The 17,390-nt window shown below is 40.7% G+C and carries 17 protein-coding genes; 8 read left to right on the forward strand and 9 right to left on the reverse strand.

What is annotated here, in order from left to right; genetic code table 11:
* Positions 1–13: 13 nt before the first annotated feature.
* Both QUE03_RS16300 and zapE read right to left on the reverse strand, forming a co-directional pair.
* Positions 14–1,102 (reverse strand): efflux RND transporter periplasmic adaptor subunit, encoded by a 1,089-nt coding sequence (locus tag QUE03_RS16300; protein WP_286263010.1) that lies wholly within the window; start codon positions 1,100–1,102, stop codon positions 14–16.
* A gap of 274 nt (positions 1,103–1,376) precedes the next feature.
* Positions 1,377–2,492, reverse strand: coding sequence for a cell division protein ZapE (zapE, locus tag QUE03_RS16305; RefSeq protein ID WP_286263011.1), 1,116 nt, complete (start codon positions 2,490–2,492; stop codon positions 1,377–1,379).
* 192 nt (positions 2,493–2,684) lie between these two features.
* On the opposite strand from zapE, the gene QUE03_RS16310 reads away from it, so the two are divergent.
* Together QUE03_RS16310 and QUE03_RS16315 are read left to right on the forward strand one after the other, a co-directional pair.
* A complete protein-coding gene (locus QUE03_RS16310; protein WP_286263012.1) occupies positions 2,685–3,143 on the forward strand; it encodes a Z-ring associated ZapG family protein in 459 nt (152 codons plus the stop codon).
* Positions 3,144–3,223: 80 nt separating this feature from the next.
* Positions 3,224–4,579 (forward strand): Do family serine endopeptidase, encoded by a 1,356-nt coding sequence (locus QUE03_RS16315; RefSeq protein WP_434019790.1) that lies wholly within the window; start codon positions 3,224–3,226, stop codon positions 4,577–4,579.
* A 72-nt stretch (positions 4,580–4,651) separates the two neighbouring features.
* Here QUE03_RS16315 and QUE03_RS16320 read toward each other — a convergent pair whose 3' ends face one another.
* The 5 genes from QUE03_RS16320 to folB all read right to left on the reverse strand — a co-directional run bounded on the left by QUE03_RS16320 (position 4,652) and on the right by folB (position 8,681).
* Positions 4,652–5,500 (reverse strand): tetratricopeptide repeat protein, encoded by an 849-nt coding sequence (locus QUE03_RS16320; protein ID WP_286263013.1) that lies wholly within the window; start codon positions 5,498–5,500, stop codon positions 4,652–4,654.
* Positions 5,501–5,745: 245 nt separating this feature from the next.
* Positions 5,746–6,894: an acyl-CoA dehydrogenase family protein gene (locus QUE03_RS16325; protein WP_286263014.1), complete on the reverse strand. Its 1,149-nt coding sequence runs from the start codon at positions 6,892–6,894 to the stop codon at positions 5,746–5,748.
* A 134-nt stretch (positions 6,895–7,028) separates the two neighbouring features.
* Entirely contained in the window at positions 7,029–7,829 is an 801-nt protein-coding gene (locus tag QUE03_RS16330) for an undecaprenyl-diphosphate phosphatase (RefSeq protein ID WP_286263015.1), read from the reverse strand.
* A 1-nt stretch (position 7,830) separates the two neighbouring features.
* Positions 7,831–8,325, reverse strand: coding sequence for a 2-amino-4-hydroxy-6-hydroxymethyldihydropteridine diphosphokinase (gene folK / locus QUE03_RS16335; RefSeq protein WP_286263016.1), 495 nt, complete (start codon positions 8,323–8,325; stop codon positions 7,831–7,833).
* Positions 8,325–8,681, reverse strand: a complete 357-nt coding sequence (gene folB, locus QUE03_RS16340) for a dihydroneopterin aldolase (protein WP_286263017.1) — start codon at positions 8,679–8,681, stop codon at positions 8,325–8,327. Before folB ends, folK begins: the two co-directional genes overlap by 1 nt.
* Positions 8,682–8,815: 134 nt before the next feature.
* Here folB and plsY point away from each other — a divergent pair, with 134 nt between their 5' ends.
* Positions 8,816–9,403 (forward strand): glycerol-3-phosphate 1-O-acyltransferase PlsY, encoded by a 588-nt coding sequence (gene plsY, locus QUE03_RS16345; protein WP_286263018.1) that lies wholly within the window; start codon positions 8,816–8,818, stop codon positions 9,401–9,403.
* A gap of 66 nt (positions 9,404–9,469) precedes the next feature.
* Here the strand turns inward: plsY and tsaD are convergent, their stop codons facing one another.
* On the reverse strand, positions 9,470–10,498 hold the full coding sequence (tsaD, locus tag QUE03_RS16350) for a tRNA (adenosine(37)-N6)-threonylcarbamoyltransferase complex transferase subunit TsaD (RefSeq protein WP_286263019.1): 1,029 nt from the start codon (positions 10,496–10,498) through the stop codon (positions 9,470–9,472).
* A gap of 226 nt (positions 10,499–10,724) precedes the next feature.
* On the opposite strand from tsaD, the gene rpsU reads away from it, so the two are divergent.
* From rpsU to QUE03_RS16375, 5 genes are all read left to right on the forward strand, one after another.
* The gene (rpsU, locus tag QUE03_RS16355; RefSeq protein ID WP_074500846.1) at positions 10,725–10,940 is read left to right on the forward strand and encodes a 30S ribosomal protein S21; all 216 of its coding nucleotides are present in this window, start codon (positions 10,725–10,727) and stop codon (positions 10,938–10,940) included.
* Positions 10,941–10,974: 34 nt separating this feature from the next.
* Entirely contained in the window at positions 10,975–11,421 is a 447-nt protein-coding gene (locus tag QUE03_RS16360) for a GatB/YqeY domain-containing protein (RefSeq protein WP_286263020.1), read from the forward strand.
* 136 nt (positions 11,422–11,557) lie between these two features.
* Positions 11,558–13,315: a DNA primase gene (gene dnaG, locus QUE03_RS16365; protein WP_286263021.1), complete on the forward strand. Its 1,758-nt coding sequence runs from the start codon at positions 11,558–11,560 to the stop codon at positions 13,313–13,315.
* A gap of 130 nt (positions 13,316–13,445) precedes the next feature.
* A complete protein-coding gene (gene rpoD / locus QUE03_RS16370; protein ID WP_286263022.1) occupies positions 13,446–15,302 on the forward strand; it encodes an RNA polymerase sigma factor RpoD in 1,857 nt (618 codons plus the stop codon).
* Between the two features lie 98 nt (positions 15,303–15,400).
* Positions 15,401–16,015, forward strand: a complete 615-nt coding sequence (locus QUE03_RS16375; RefSeq protein WP_286263023.1) for a hypothetical protein — start codon at positions 15,401–15,403, stop codon at positions 16,013–16,015.
* 4 nt (positions 16,016–16,019) lie between these two features.
* Here the strand turns inward: QUE03_RS16375 and QUE03_RS16380 are convergent, their stop codons facing one another.
* Positions 16,020–17,390 (reverse strand): sigma-54-dependent transcriptional regulator, encoded by a 1,371-nt coding sequence (locus QUE03_RS16380; RefSeq protein ID WP_286263024.1) that lies wholly within the window; start codon positions 17,388–17,390, stop codon positions 16,020–16,022.

The following is a 17,390-nucleotide window of genomic DNA, read 5'->3' on the forward strand; positions in this document are numbered from 1 at the left end:
TCCTACTCAGTAGTTATTGCTGTTGCTCAGCGGATTTGACCGCTTGCACTTTATCACCAGCACGAACAAACCCTTGACCAAGAGTAATGATTTCAGCTTCTTCACCTAAACCACTTAACCAAATACCATCGCTTTCACTTCGCACAATATTAATACCCGTAAAGCGTACGTGCTCGTCAACTACAGATTTAATCCCTACATTGCCAACTTCATCAAGCGACAATAACGCTGGAGATACTTTAATAGCACTAACTTGAGCTAAGGCAATATCAACTTCACTGCTGATCCCCGCTTTCAAGTGATAGTCTTGATTATTGATCGCCACTTCAATTTTAAAGGTATTGGTTTCGTCATCAGCAACACTGGCAATATATCGAATATTACCTTGCTCAGCGTGACCATCGAGTAGATTAATTGTTGCGGCTTGCCCCACAGCAACTTTATTAATTTGCTGTTCGGTGACATGGGCTCTAACAACGAGTGGGTCAAGATCGGCAATCATGGCAATGTTGTCACCGTCTTTTACATAGTCGCCCTGCTCTACGTAACGGGTGTTAAGCACACCATCGAAAGGTGCAACAATAACGGTATTTGCAATATTTATTTCTAGTCGTTTGATGTCTGCTTTTACGGATTCTAACGCCGCTTGCGCTTGTGAAAGCTGTACTTTCCCTTGATAACCGTCTTTGTTTAGTCGCTGGGTGCCGTCAAATTCTAGCTCACGCTGTTTCAACAACGCTTTGGCACGTGCGAGTTGATACTCCAAATCATTTAATGCAATTTTTGCAATAACTTGCCCTTTTTTCACCTGTGCACCACGTTTAGCGAATACTTGCTCAATTTTACCAGCCACTTCTGCTTTTAATGTCGTGATTCTATCCGGCTCAGTTCGACCGTAAAGCTCAATCGTATTAGTCATCAATTCAGCGACCAATGTTTCCACCTTCACTTTAGGTACAGGCAACTCAGTAGTATCATTCAATGAAGGTACTTTTTCTTCTTTCATCAAGCCAGATGCCATCCAAAGCACGAGTAACAAGGTAATAGTAATAGCAATTACGTATGGGCGTTGCGCAAGCCATTGACGATTAAAAACGGACATTTTTATACTCCAAAAAGACAGGGGTAAAGTTTACAAGTTATAAAAATATATTACAAAAACAGTTAGTTCCAAAAATCCTCTTGGCGCTACCTCATTAACAAAAATTTTGATTAACCAACTGAAATTTAAGTGATATTACTAACGAATGCCTTCAACCTGATTTTGTTACAGAAAGTGTAAATCTGATGTTAATGATGGCTTTAGGCTGAATGAAGAAAAGCCGCTCAAACAAAACGCTTGGGCGGCTTTCACTCATTCCATCAGTTAAGTCAAACTAAGGTAAATGCTCACTCGCCAAATAATCATGAGACTGCATTTCTTGTAGTCGACTTAAGCATCGTTTGAACTCAAACTCCAAACTACCATGCGTATACAAATTATCCATGGCGACAGCAGCTGAAATAATCAGCTTAACATTGCGTTCATAAAACTCATCGACTAAGGCAATAAAGCGTCTTGCGGCATCATCACAATCCACATTCATTTGTGTAACGTTAGCTAAAAGGACCGTATGATAGAATCGGCTCAATTCCATATAATCACCTTGGCTTCTTGCACTTTCGCACAGTTCACTGAATTCAAAATGCACGACACCATCTGACTCTTGTACCGTGGTTAATTCGCGATTATTAATTTCAATAACCCGACATAGTTTGCCTTCTTCAACAGACAACTGTTTGAAGTAGGTGTCTAAATTCTCTTTCGCTTGTTGATCTAGCGGTGCATGATAAATCTCTGCTTGCTCTAGTGTTCTTAACCTATAATCAACACCACTGTCGACATTAACGACAACACAATGCTCGTTGATTAATTTTATCGCTGGAATAAAGCGAGCCCGTTGTAGGCCGTTTCGATACAGTTCATCGGGAATAATATTAGATGTCGCCACTAAAGTGACATTATGAGCAAACAGTTCTTCGAACAATGTTCCTAATATCATTGCATCGGTAATATCTGAGACGAAAAACTCGTCAAAACAAATAATACAGGTTTCATCAGCAAAGCGTTTTGCAATAACCTTTAAAGGATCAGATTGTCCCACTAACCCTTTCATTTCCTCATGAACACGGTGCATAAAACGATGAAAATGTACTCGCGTTTTGTTTGGAAAAGGTAAGCACTCAAAAAAGGTATCGACTAGGTAGGTTTTACCGCGTCCAACCCCACCCCAAAAATAAATACCTTGTGGCGTCTTTTTTTCTTGTTTAGCAACGACCTTCTTCCAACGATTTAGTACTTTTTTAAATCCCGTTACAGGCAAGGGCTTGCTTTGCAAGTCTTCGTATAAGCGTTGTAGATGCTTTACAGCATTTTCTTGCGCTGCATCATATTGGAAATCATCGCGGGTTAAGTCATGCTGATATTTTTCGAGTGGTGAAAGGTTAATCATTTAGTTGTAATTTCCGGTATTAGCGCTTGAAAAAAAAGAATTTGCAAGCATATTGCTATATATGCCGCGACATACGCGCTATATTAATATATCAAACAAACAAGATTTAATTGCTCAATAATTTTGGTATAAACGAGTTATTGAGTGTATTTTCACTAATTTTTTCATTGAATACAACGAGGGTTTCTCATTATGAGCGTAGTTATGAGTATTGTTCTTTTACTTGTCGGTGGTGCTATCGGGTTTGGTGCAAGTCGTTTTTTATCAAAATCTTCACAAGAGAATAAAAAGCTTAACGAACAAGTAAGCCAAAGTGAATCAGCATTAGCCCAGTATAAATTAGACGTTGCAGAGCATTTAGACAATTCTAGCCAGTTACTTGAAAAAATGAATGAAACTTGTCAGGTTGCAATGAAACAAATGGAACAAAGCACACAATTATTGCAACAGGCGACGCCCACTGAAGCGACTGTTATGCCGTTTTTCTCAAAAGAGACTCAAGAGCAACTAGCGCAGACGGTAAATTTACGTCATGAGAAAAGAACGGACAAAGCTGAACAAGAGCCAGTAACTGAAGCACCTCTAGATTATTCAGGTAACCCAAGTGGCTTATTTGCTGATAAGAAACAAAGTGTTACAAATGACGAATAATTGAATTATGAACTAATGACCTTATATAAAGTCTGTTATTAAGCTAAACATAATTTAATAGTCCAGGAGTTAATTTTATTATGAGAAAATTGTCGTTAGTGATTAGCGCAGCCTTAATTTCCAGTTCATTAGCACTATCGAGTGCCCCCGCTCTTGCAGCAGTTCCTGCATACGTAGATGGTCAAGCTATGCCAAGCCTAGCCCCTATGCTCGAACGCACAACGCCTGCCGTTGTGAGCATTTCAGTCAAAGGCACTCATGAAGTAAAACAACAAGTACCAGAGCAATTCAGATTCTTTTTTGGCAATCCTCGTCAAAGAAATCAACCACAAGAGCGGCCATTTCGGGGCTTGGGCTCAGGTGTCATCATTGATGCTAACGAAGGTTACATTGTGACGAATAATCACGTGGTTGAAGAAGCAGACGAAATACTCGTGACGTTAAAAGATGGTCGTCAGGTAGAAGCCAAGAAAATAGGTACTGATGCCGCCAGCGATATTGCACTGTTACAAGTGGATGCAGATGATTTAACCGCCATTGTGGTTTCAGATTCTGATGGTCTACGTGTGGGGGATTTTGCCGTAGCCATTGGTAGTCCATTCGGTTTAGGCCAAACTGTGACTTCTGGTATTGTCAGCGCACTTGGACGTAGTGGCCTCAACATTGAAAACTTTGAAGACTTTATTCAGACCGATGCAGCGATTAACAGTGGTAACTCAGGCGGAGCATTAGTGAACTTGCGTGGCGAGTTGATTGGTATCAACACGGCAATTTTAGGTCCAAACGGCGGTAATGTCGGTATTGGCTTTGCTATTCCAAGCAACATGATGAGTAATTTGGTTAAACAGATCATTGAATTTGGTGAAGTTCGCCGTGGTGTATTAGGTGTAGCTGGTCGTAGCGTTAATGGTGAAATTGCCAAGGCAATGGAACTTGAAACGACCCAAGGCGGATTTGTTGAGCAAGTGTCACCTGACTCTGCCGCCGCAGAAGCCGGTATTAAAGCGGGCGATGTTATCATTAAGGTGAACGGCAAGAACGTTAAATCATTCAGTGAATTACGCGGAAAAATTGGCTCAATCGGCGCAGGTAAGAAAGTCAAGTTAACGATAGTTCGTGACGGTGATGAAGAAGTATTTACCGTAAAGCTTAAACAGGCTGAAACCGCCAACGTTGAAGCATCTAGTATTCACCCTATGCTTGAAGGTGCTGAGCTTGATAATAACGCAGACAACAAAGGCATTGATATTTCAGAGGTAACACAGGGTTCTCCTGCGCACGCTGTGGGTATTAGAGCTGGGGATATTATTACTGGCATTAATCGAACGCGAACAGCCAACATTGGTGAATTACGTAGTTTCTTAAAAGATCATAAAGGGGTTTTCGCATTGAACATTATGCGTGGAGACCGAGCACTATACTTGATGATTAGATAACATTCGATTATCGGCTATTCATTTCCCCTAACAAAAAGGCCGCTTAGCGGCCTTTTTTATTTCTGTCATTTTCTAATACATCAATGTATATAACTTTCTTCTATACTTAGTCGCTAAGGCGTCACCTTCGGGTAAAGCCTTAAGTACATCTAGCAGGAGTTTTTTGCTTTCCTCATCATCTCGCACTGATTGTACTCGTCTGAAAAGTAATGTCAGGGCTTCTTCTTGACGGTTATTTTGATTATATTGAGCCGCCAATTGATGAATAAGCTCCACATTGTCAGGTTGTTGTGCAAATGCCTTCTCTAGCGCTTTTATTTCAGGAGAGTCAGCCGCTTCTATCGCTAACTCTAATTTAGCAATTAACGCATGATAGTAGCTGTCTTGATCGATCATCATGACGGTATCTAACAAAGCTTTTGCATCATCTATTTTGCCGACCATTAAACTTGCTTCTGCAAGAGTTAGCTTGATGTCTGCACGCTCTGGGTCTAAATCGTATGTTTGTTTAGCTAAGGTATAGGCTAAATTGGGTTCGTTCTCAGCAATCGCTTGTTTTGCTTTAATCAAGAGTTCATCTTGTGGCTTAGGTAAATGCTTCTCTAAAAATTCAGTGATGGCTTCATCAGGCAATGGCCCTGAAACACCATCAATAGGTTGACCGTCTTTAACAACAATCGCTGTCGGCAAGCCTTGAATACCAAATTGCATCGCTATTTGTTGTTGTGCTTGGCAATCAACCGTAGCATAAATGACTTGCTCGCCTGCAGATGCTAGTTGGGTGGCTAATTTATCTCTTAGCTCCACACTTTCAGGCACTTGTTCTGCCCAAAAATCCACGAAAACAAGCTTCATTTTAGAATCTTCCAAAATCACTTGTTGGAAGTTTTCTGGGGTGATGGCAACATTATTAGCGTTCACGACTTTATCTCTTTGAATATGACTTATTACTCATTTTGGGGTATTGATGAATAGTTACAAGGTTTAGTCAGAAATATATTACTCTTTTGCTTCCCTTACAGCATGAAAAAGCAACATAAAATGATAACATTGAAATAAAGAACTCTGCTATTTAGTTACGCCGTCTAAGACGTGATAATTAATTAAATAATAAAAAAGTGGCATTAGCCACTTTCTAAAAACAAGCTGATATCCATGCCTCAAAACTATTTTAGAAGCTCCCGAGAAATCACTATTTTCTGAATTTCGCTTGTTCCTTCATAAATAGAGGTAATACGTACATCTCGTGCGAACCGTTCGAGCGGGTATTCTTTGATATAGCCTGAGCCTCCCAGCATTTGCTGAGCATCGTAACAGGCTTTATTGGCTTTTTCTGAAGCAAATAGCTTTGCCATTGATGCTTCTTTACTAAAAGATAAACCTTTCTCTTTTAAGTCTGCCGCCTGCATTAACAGCAATTTTGCTGCTTCTAAATCAGTGTAGCGCTCTGCCAATTTCCATTGTAACCCTTGAAAACTCGATAATGGTTGACCAAACTGTTTACGCTCGGTGAGATACTGACGTGCGTAATCCATCGCTGCGAACCCTATACCTAAAGCCAATGAGCCAATACCGATACGACCACCAGCGAGTTCACCGACAGCAACCGCAAAACCTTTGTTTTCTTTGCCCATTAATGAAGTTGAAGGAATACGGCAATTCTCAAAATGAACTTCATTGGTTGGGGAAGCTTTTTGCCCCATTTTTTCTTCACTTTTACCAATGGTCATTCCCGGCGTTCCTGCCTCCACTAAGAAACAAGAAATGCCTTTTCCTTTTTTTGCTTCAGGATCGGTAACGGCCCAAACGACAAATACGCCAGCAAAGGTGCCGCTGGTGATAAAAATTTTGCTGCCATTGAGAATGTAATCGTCTCCATCTTTAACAGCAGTAGTTCTCATACCAGCAGGGTCTGAGCCAGCAGAGGCTTCCGTTAAACAAAAACCACCAGCAAGGTATTCACCACTGCACAGTTTAGGTAAATACTTTTGTTTCTGCTCTTCGTTACCCACTGCCTGAATCACTTCAGCCACCATATTAGTCACAGAGGTCGTCACGGCAGTTGAAGCACATGCTCTGGCCAATTCTGTGATCGCTAAGCTAAATGCAACAGAGCCTGCTTCAACGCCACCGTATTCACTTTTAACATTGAGACCCATAAAGCCTAAATCCGCCAACTTTTTTAAGTTAGCCTGAAACAACTGCTGGTCATTGGTTTTATCTAATTCTGCTGCGACAGGCGCCAGTTCAGCATCAGCAAATTTACGCGCCATATCCTGAATCATTAATTGTTCTTCATTTAGTGCAAGGTTCATTATGTTAGTTGCCTGTTGTTTAGTCGATATATGCTTTCTAGTTTACCTTAAAGTGAACTTATATTTTTTATTCAGCATAAAAAAACGCACCTAAAGTGCGCTGTTTTATGTAGATATTTCTATACAATTATCTGTTAGCCAAAAGCAAACGCCAGCAAAGCAATACCTAACACCAAACGATAGATTACAAATGGCATCATACCGACTTTATTGATCAGGATAAGAAATACATGGATACACGCGTAAGCACTAACAAATGATAATACACTACCTATGCCCATCGCCTGCCAATTGGTCTCTTCGGCAGCTAAAATAGCCTTTAACGTCAAATAGCTGCCCGCCATCGCAATCGCAGGAATCGACAGTAAAAATGAAAAACGTGCGGCATTATCTCGGCTCAGCCCTAACATTAACCCCATCGTCATGGTAATACCCGAACGTGAAGTTCCTGGAATAATTGCGATAGCTTGCGCAAGACCGATGAACATAGCCCCTTTAAAACCTAACTTTTCAATTGATACATTTTGCTTTGCTTTGATGTCAGCAAAGCCTAACAAAAAGCCAAATAATAATGTGGTTGCTGCGATAACTAAAATTGAACGGGAATAGTCTTCGATAAAGTCTTTACCAAAAAGGCCAAATAGCCCTGCTGGAATAGTAGCAAATAAAATCCACCACGCTAATGTGCCGTTGAAATCATCTTTTCGTCCTTTGAATGTCCCTACCCAAGCAACGAACATTTCGCCGACTTCTTTTCTAAAATAAAGTACTACCGCCAATAAGGAGCCAACATGTACTGCGACATCAAAAGTAAGTCCTTGGTCATTCCAACCAAATAATTGTGACGGAAGGATCAGATGTGCAGAGCTCGATATTGGTAAAAATTCAGTTAGACCTTGGATTAATGCCAAGAAAAATATTTCTAAAGTATCCATATTATTTGGGCTGCCATGCTAGTGGAAGTTGTGAAATTTTTTGCTTTGATTTATCAAATGCTGACCAAAGTTGTTGATAACTTTGATTGACTTCGGGGTGAATTAAGCCGCCGGCTATTTCTGTTAATGGCCAAAGCACAAAAGCACTATTTAGAATATCTGGACGCGGCACTTGAGTAGGTGATTGTGCAATAAGATCATCAAAAAGCAACAAATCTAAATCTAATGTTCTTGGGCTGAATTTTTTAGCGTCTGGGCATCGTCCATGGGCATACTCAATATCTTTTAATTTTCTTGCTAGCTGTTCAATGCTTAGCTCGGTTTTAGCACCAACAACTAAATTGTAAAATTCTGGCCCGTCAAAACCAACCGCTTCACAAGCGTATAAAGACGAAACTTCCAAACAGCCGAAGGTTTCACTTAATGCGGACAACCCCAAATCAACATAGCGCTCTTTCTCAACATTAGAGCCCAATGATATGTATATTTGCGCCATTACAGCTGTTTGCCTCTTTCAATTTCTACGCCTACAGTTTGGGCATTATACACAGCTCCGGGCTTTCCTATTTTTAAAGCAAGCCACGGAATTGAGTATTTTGCCATGAGAAACTCGGCCATACGTTCCGCTAAGGTTTCTAACAGGTCGACAGGGTTGTTATTAGCAAACTTTTCAATTTCTACTGAAATTGACGAATAATCGAGCGTTTTCGCAAGTTCATCATTCACTGCGGCAGGTTTAATATCCCAACCTAATGTTAAATCAATGACCAAAGTCTGTTTAATATGCTTCTCCCACTCAAAAAAACCAATAGTTGTTTGAATGCTGAGCCCTTTGATAAAGACTTTATCCACGTTTACACCTTCAATTAAGTCGTTTTTATTAAAATAATTGGCGAGTTTACCTTTCAAGGTCTAGAAAAACCAGTGAACTAAGAGATAGAATGAAGACATCAACCACTTTTGATTAATGACTTGCCTGTAACGACATGATGTTATTAACATTCGCAATGACAATAGGTGCCTATTTAATAGGTTCAATATCTAGTGCTATTTTAATCTGTCGAATGCTTGGGCTTCCTGATCCAAGAACTACAGGCTCTCATAACCCAGGGGCAACTAATGTCTTAAGGATCAGTAATAAAACAACAGCTGCTACTGTTCTTTTATTGGATGTATTTAAAGGGACATTTCCAGTGTGGGGAGGATATTTCCTAGGAATAGAGCCTATATTTTTAGGCTTTGTAGCGGTTGCGGCCTGCTTAGGGCACATGTATCCGATATTTTTTCAATTTAAAGGGGGCAAAGCCGTCGCCACGGCTTTTGGTGTGCTTCTGCCAATAGGCATCGATTTAGGAATATTATTGCTGTTAACTTGGATAATTATTGCAAAATCTACCCGTTACTCAAGCCTGGCGGCCATCGTCACTGTTTCTTTCGCTCCACTCTATGTGTGGTTGCTAAAACCGACATACGTATATCCTGTGATTATGTTATCAATATTGATCATATTCAGGCATAAGGAAAACATCATTCGATTGGTCAAAGGGACTGAACCTAAATTAAATCGAAACTAAGTCAGGACTATTTAGGTTCAAGTCAAATCACTCATTGTGCAAGTATAGATTGACAGTTTACTCAGCTTAGCAAGGCGCTAAAGTATCTAAAGGCCAGCGTGGTGTTGCCTTGAAGGTTAAATCAGCGTCTCCACCAGATTTAAGTCGTTGCAGACCTGCATAAGCAATCATCGCACCATTATCCGTACAAAACTCAGGACGAGGATAGTAAACCTTGCCACCTAATTTTTGTGTGATTTGTGCAAGTTTAGCTCTTAACTCTGTGTTTGCACTGACGCCACCGGCAATGACTAATCGTTTTAACTCACACTGCTTCAATGCTCTGCGGCATTTAATCGCCAAAGTATCAACCACTGCTTCTTGGAAGGCATACGCGATATCAGCATGGGTTTGTTCATCCATGGCACCATTTTGTTCAACTTCTTTACGAATAGCCGTAGCGGTTGCCGTTTTTAAACCGCTAAAACTAAAATCTAATCCGGGTCTATCGGTCATCGGTCGCGGAAACTTAAACCGCCCTTGAACACCTGATTCAGCCATTTTTGCCAGTACAGGGCCACCTGGGTAATCAAGCCCGAGCAATTTTGCTGTTTTGTCAAAAGCTTCCCCAGCGGCATCATCAACTGATTCACCTAGCAATTCATATTGACCAATACCATCGACTCGTACCAACATGGTATGACCGCCCGAAACTAATAAGGCAACAAAAGGGAAATCAGGCACATCATCTTCTAACATGGGTGCAAGCAGATGGCCTTCCATATGATGCACAGGTACAGCTGGTAGATTCCAGCCATAGGCAAGGCTTCTACCAATTGAACAACCAACAAGTAACGCACCGACCAATCCTGGACCAGCAGTGTATGCGACACCGTCTAAATCTTGTGGTGTTAGGTTTGCTTCTGCCAGTACTTCTTTTATTAAAGGGATTGTTTTACGTACATGATCGCGCGAGGCAAGCTCTGGTACAACACCACCGTAGTCGGCATGAACCGCGATTTGACTATACAAGCGATGTGACATAATGCCTTGCTCATCATCATAAATGGCTATACCCGTTTCATCACAAGACGTTTCAATACCTAAAATGCGCATAATTTTTTTAGTAAAATATTAAGATGGCGCGATTTTACCTAGATTAATTGAAATTAACTAGCGGCTTGACTGACTTTATAGAGACTAAATGACGAATTAGCCTTTACAAAGGCAGAGGTTCGGAATACAATTCGGCACCCATTTTTGAGATAGAGCGGGTGAATGTTAGGTAAATTTACTTAAAATATTCGCCGATTTATATAGATACACTAAGGTAAGAGGCAACATGCCAGTAATTAAAGTAAGAGAAAACGAACCATTTGACGTAGCATTACGTCGTTTCAAACGTTCATGTGAAAAAGCAGGTATCCTTTCAGAAGTTCGTCGTCGCGAATCATATGAAAAACCAACTTGGGAACGTAAGCGTAAAAAAGCAGCAGCGGTAAAACGTGCAGCTAAAAAACTTTCTCGTGAGAACGCACGTCGCGTTCGCATGTACTAATAACACTTTATTAGTAATTGCTTGAGACTGTAGCATGAGTTTGCTTATTCAACTTAAAGATGAAATGAAAGTCGCTATGCGTGCCAAAGATAAGGTACGACTAGGTGCTATTCGTATGGCTATTTCAGCTGTGAAGCAAACAGAAATTGACAATAAAACTGAGCTCGATGATGCCAGTATTATTGGCGTAATAACCAAAATGGTTAAACAACGCAAAGATTCAATTGCCATGTTTTTAGAAGGTGGACGCGATGAACTTGCAGCTAAAGAAGCTGAAGAAGTTACCGCATTAGAAGCCTTTCTACCAACGCCTCTTACCGACGACGAAGTCAGCACGTTAATCAACGATACCATTACTCAAGTTGGAGCCAGTTCAATGGCCGACATGGGTAAAGTGATGGGTGTGTTAAAACCTCTCATGCAAGGTAAAGCTGACTTAGGCGCAGTTAGTGGAAAAGTTAGAGCAGCATTAAACGCTTAGTTGTACATTCAATGTAGTGAGACAACTGATTGTTAAAAAAACCGCAATGCACAATGCAATGCGGTTTTTTTATGTCTATTTTTATCTGATATTTTATGTAAAAATAATCGCCGCTAAGAAGTTAAGTAGAGAATAAATGGCTGGTTTAATTCCCCGACAATTTATAGATGATTTATTGGCCCGCACCAATATTGTCGACGTAATTAATGGCCGAGTACCGCTAAAAAAAGCGGGAAAAAATTATCAGGCGTGCTGCCCCTTCCATACTGAAAAATCCCCCTCATTTAGTGTCAGTCCTGATAAACAGTTCTATCACTGCTTCGGCTGTGGCGAACACGGTAATGCGATTTCTTTTATGATGGAGTTTGATCGCCTCGACTTTGTCGATGCCATTGAAGAACTTGCCTCAATGCAAGGAATGGACGTACCAAAAGAAGAAAATAAGCAAACCCCTGCCCAGCAAAAACAATATGTGCAAGCCCAACAGCAAAAGCAAGATGACTACAAAATCATGGAGCAAATTGCACAGTTTTTTCAGCAGCAACTTAAAGTTGCTGACGACAAGCAAACAGCCATTGATTATCTAAAAGGTCGCGGCTTAACGGGCGAAATAGCGAAGCGCTTCGGTATGGGTTACATCAGTGACAGCTGGGACGGCATGATGAACACCTTCGCCAAAAATCAAATGTTATCCAAGCAATTGGTTGATTTAGGAATGGCGATTGAAGGCGACAAGGGCCGGCCTTATGATAGATTTCGTGGCAGGATCATGTTTCCTATTCGAGATAAACGTGGACATGTCATTGGTTTTGGTGGCCGAGTTCTTGAGGACGGCACGCCAAAATACCTCAACTCACCTGAGACACGTATTTACCATAAAGGCCAAGAACTCTATGGGTTGTATGAAGCAAAGCAAGCGAATAAGAACCTAAAACGCATCGTCGTCGTTGAAGGTTATATGGACGTGGTTGCATTAGCACAACATGGTGTTGATTATGCAGTTGCCTCACTTGGCACATCAACCACGACAGAGCAAATTCAAACGCTTTTCAGAACGGTCAATGAAGTCATCTGTTGTTATGATGGTGATCGCGCGGGCCGTGAAGCCGCTTGGCGAGCCATGGATAATGCCTTGCCACTGATGCGTGATGGCATATCGCTGAAATTTGTATTTGTTCCTGATGGTGAAGATCCCGATTCATTGATCCGCCAAAAAGGACAAGCCGCATTTGAGCAGATTCTAGATCGAGCTCAGCCCTTATCTAAATTTTTGTTTGAACAATTAATGTCGCAAACCGACATGAACAGCTTAGAAGGTAGAGCTGGGTTAGTAGATTCTTTTCAACCCTATATCAATAAGCTGCCAGACAGTATATTGAAAGACTCCATCATTAATGAGTTAGCCAATAATTTTGGTACTGGTGGCGAGCAATTAGCCACTAAATTGGCTAGAAATATCAATGCTTCAACGACATCGATTCAAAAAAATAAGACAAATAAAATAACTCCAGCACGATTAGCTATTGCATTATTGCTAAGTGACCCCAATCTAGCTAACAGCCTGTCAGATATCAACGCCTTATCGCACGTTGATTTACCTGGTGTGTCATTGCTCAACAATTTATTACAGTTGTGTAAGCAAAATCACAACATGAACAGTGCTCAGTTGCTAGAATATTATAGAGATACAGAGCAAGGTAAACAGCTAGCCAAAATACTGTGCTGGCAACATCATGTTGAACCTGAGAATGCTGAAGATGTATTTTTAGACAGTATTGAAAAACTATTCAATACATTTGTAGAACAAAGAACAGAATTATTATTACAGAAAGCGAGGAGCGGTCAAATGAGCGCTCAAGAAAAGCACGAGTTGCAAACATTACTCAACGCTTAACTCTTTCTGTATTTTTTAAATTTATCAATAGAACAGGCGATCTAAATGCTGGTAATTTCATCATCATTTTGCTACAATTCGCCGCTTAATGTTCAAATTTTGATAGCCATAAATAGGTGGACACTCGTCAATGGATCAAGCCCCACAATCTAGACTTAAAGAGTTAATTACCAAAGGTAAAGAACAAGGTTATTTAACTTTTGCAGAAGTTAACGATCACCTTCCTCAGGATATTATCGACTCAGATCAGGTAGAAGATATCATTCGCATGATCAATGACATGGGTATTCAGGTATTTGAAAATGCACCTGATGCTGACACATTGATGATGAGCGAGGCAAACACTGATGAAGATGCAGCTGAAGCTGCAGCACAAGCACTTGCAACCGTTGAAAGTGAAATTGGTCGTACAACCGATCCCGTTCGTATGTATATGCGTGAAATGGGGACGGTAGAGTTACTGACACGCAAGGGCGAAATTGTTATCGCCAAGCGTATCGAAGAAGGTATTAAGGAAGTTCAGCGCTCTGTGTCTGAATACCCACCTGCGATTAATTTTTTGCTTGATCAATGGGATAACTTTGTCGCAGAAGAAATTCGCTTAAGCGATATCATCGTTGGATTTTTAGATCCTGACGCGGAAGATGAGGACGTAGCTGCTGCTGCAACTCATATCGGCTCAGAGCTTTCTGAAGAAGAGCTTGCTGACGAAGATGCAGACTTGAAAAATGAAGATTCTGATGATGACGAAGACGAGGAAGAAATAGATACTGGCCCTTGTCCAGAACAAGCTAAAGAGAAATTCGATGCGTTACGTGCGGCATACGAAAATGCAAACAAGATAATTGATGCAAAAGGTCGTGGCCATAAAGATGCGCAAGAAGCTATCGACGGCATAGCCGAGGTATTTAAAGAGTTTCGTTTAATTCCAAAAGTATTCGATCGCCTTGTTAAAAACATGCGCAGCGTCATGGACAGACTTCGCGTCCAAGAACGTTTGATCATGAAGCACTGTGTTGTTGGTGCAGGCATGCCTAAAACGACGTTTATCAAAGTGTTTCCAGGCAATGAAACATGTTTAGACTGGTTTAATGAACAAAAAGCTGCGGGCGAACCTTATTCAGCACGATTAAGTGATATTGAACTAGACGTTGAACGTTGCGTACTTAAGTTAAAGCAGCTGGAAGAAGAAACCTTCTTGAACGTGCATGGCATTAAAGACATTAACCGTCGTATGTCAATCGGTGAAGCGAAAGCTCGCCGTGCCAAAAAAGAAATGGTTGAAGCTAACTTACGCCTTGTAATTTCTATCGCTAAGAAATATACCAACCGTGGTTTACAATTTTTGGATCTTATCCAAGAAGGTAATATCGGATTGATGAAAGCGGTTGATAAGTTTGAATACCGTCGTGGTTATAAGTTCTCTACTTATGCTACCTGGTGGATTCGACAAGCAATCACGCGTTCAATCGCCGATCAGGCACGTACTATTCGTATCCCTGTTCACATGATTGAAACGATCAATAAGTTAAATCGTATTTCTCGTCAAATGCTTCAAGAAATGGGTCGCGAGCCGACTCCTGAAGAATTGGCAGAGCGCATGATAATGCCTGAAGACAAAATTCGTAAAGTATTAAAAATTGCGAAAGAGCCAATTTCAATGGAAACGCCTATCGGTGACGATGAAGATTCACACTTAGGTGACTTTATTGAAGACGGTAGCGGCGAATTACCAGTTGATTCTGCAACTTCTGAAAACTTAAAACATGCAACTCACGAAGTATTAGCTGGCTTAACAGCGCGTGAAGCTAAAGTTTTGCGTATGCGTTTTGGTATCGACATGAATACCGACCATACATTAGAAGAAGTAGGTAAGCAGTTTGACGTAACACGTGAGCGTATTCGTCAAATCGAAGCAAAAGCGTTACGCAAGTTACGCCACCCTTCGCGCTCTGAGCAACTTAAGAGTTTCTTAGACGGCGAATAAACAGCCCGCTTTGTATTAATTTGTAAAATCCAGCTTAATCGCTGGATTTTTTTTACCATTAATTAAATACTTCTGTTTTGCACATTAAAGGAATGATCATGCGCTGTCTTACTGCTTTATTTATAGTTTTCACATTATTCAGTACACAACTTGTCGCACAGGAATCCATAGAGTTAGAGTTGACGCCCTTGTTTGGCTATCGATTTGGAGGTGAGTTTGACGATGAACAAAGCAATAGTACAATAGAATTGGAAGACGGCAATAGCTATGGATTGCTAACTTCTTGGGCTTACGATCAAAGTCGTCAAGGTGAATTATTAGTCAGCCATTACGACAGTGCCTTTTCATCTGAACTAACAAATAATGTATTTAATCCATCTGACATCGGTATCACTTACATTCATTTAGGCGGAAATATCCAACTTTCTGACAATAATCTGCCATTTTATCTATCTGGCGGGATCGGCATTACTCATCTATCGCCTGAAAATAATGGTCTTAAAAGCGAAACGAAATTCTCTGGTAGCTTAGGATTGAATACAAGGGTCGCCCTTACCGAATCAGTTCGTTTATATATTGGAGGCCGAGTGTATGCCACACTGTTAGACGCCGATAGTGAAATTTTTTGTGATAGTCAAAACTGTGCTATTTATGTTGAAAGTGAAGTGTGGGTTCAAAGTGAGTTATCAGCAGGCTTAACATTTAAGTTCTAATCATCTAATCAGTCCAACTCTTAATTTTCCGATATAGTGTCGAAGGGTTAACTTCGAGTAACGCAGCGGCTTTATTAACATTGCCTTCACATTTAGCAATAGCGCGTTCAATATTTTCTTTTTCAACTTGATGTAATGGCATTACCTCTGCATCACCAGCTACTGTATGTGCTGTGTTTGCAGTAGATTCAATATTCTCCATAGGTACCTTCGCATCAGTGATTAAATCCTCAAGCATTTTTGATGAAAGACTTTTTCCGTCATTCATAATACACGCACTATGAATCAAGTTTTCTAATTGACGCACATTGCCAGGCCATTGATGAGATATTAAGAGCTCTTTAGCACTTTCATCAAAAGATGTTATATTTTTATTCTGTTCACTATTAAATTTTAGTAAAAAATGCTCCGCGAGCAACAGTACATCTGAATCGCGCTCCCTAACAGGTGGAATATGCAAAGGAATGACATTAAGACGATAGAACAAATCTTCCCTAAACTCCCCTGATGTTACTGCGTATGCCAAACTGGTTGATGAAGCGCTTACCACTTGAGCATCAAAGGCAATTTCTTCAAGAGAGCCTAACATTGAATAGGTTCTTTCTTGGATAACGCGTAGCAACTTACTTTGCAAACTTAGCGGTAATGTCGTAATTTCGTCTAAAAATATCGTACCGCCTTCACCTTTTGAGAAAATTCCTTCTTGATCGTTAACGGCTCCTGTAAAAGCGCCTTTTTTATGGCCAAACAGCTGAGATTCGATCAGAGCTTCAGAAAAATTCGCACAATTAACCGCGATAAACGCACCGTTTCTTCGACAACCCAGCTCATGACAAGCCCGTGCAATAAGCTCCTTACCTGTACCCGTTTCACCATGAATAAACACAGGAACGTTAGCCCCAGCGGCCTTACCAACATTATCCATTAAGCTCATCATCGCTTTAGATTCACCCACTATGGCATTTCTTAGACGAATGGAGCTGTTGGTTGCCTGGGTCTGGCTTATGTTGTCATGAATAAGTGTTTGCAGTTCTACATTGTTCCAAGGCTTTGCGATAAAATGTTCAATGATTTTGCCATTAAAACCTGCGGAAATATCGCCGAAATCTTGATAAGCGCTTAGCATGATTCTTTTTGTATTTGGCCAAAGCGATTGCGAAAAGGTCAACAATTCAATGCCTGAGATATCCGGCATCCGCTGGTCGGACAAAATAATATCGGGTTCATTTTGCGCGAGAAACTCTTTAGCTAACCGAGGCGATGTAAAAGATTCAATTTGTATATCTAACCTCATCAAACAGCGCTTAATCGCTACTAGTATCTCAGGTTCGTCATCAACAATAACTAATAATGGCAACGCAGATGATTTATTCAA

This window comes from Thalassotalea atypica (assembly GCF_030295975.1).
Classification (GTDB): Bacteria; Pseudomonadota; Gammaproteobacteria; order Enterobacterales; family Alteromonadaceae; genus Thalassotalea_F; species Thalassotalea_F atypica.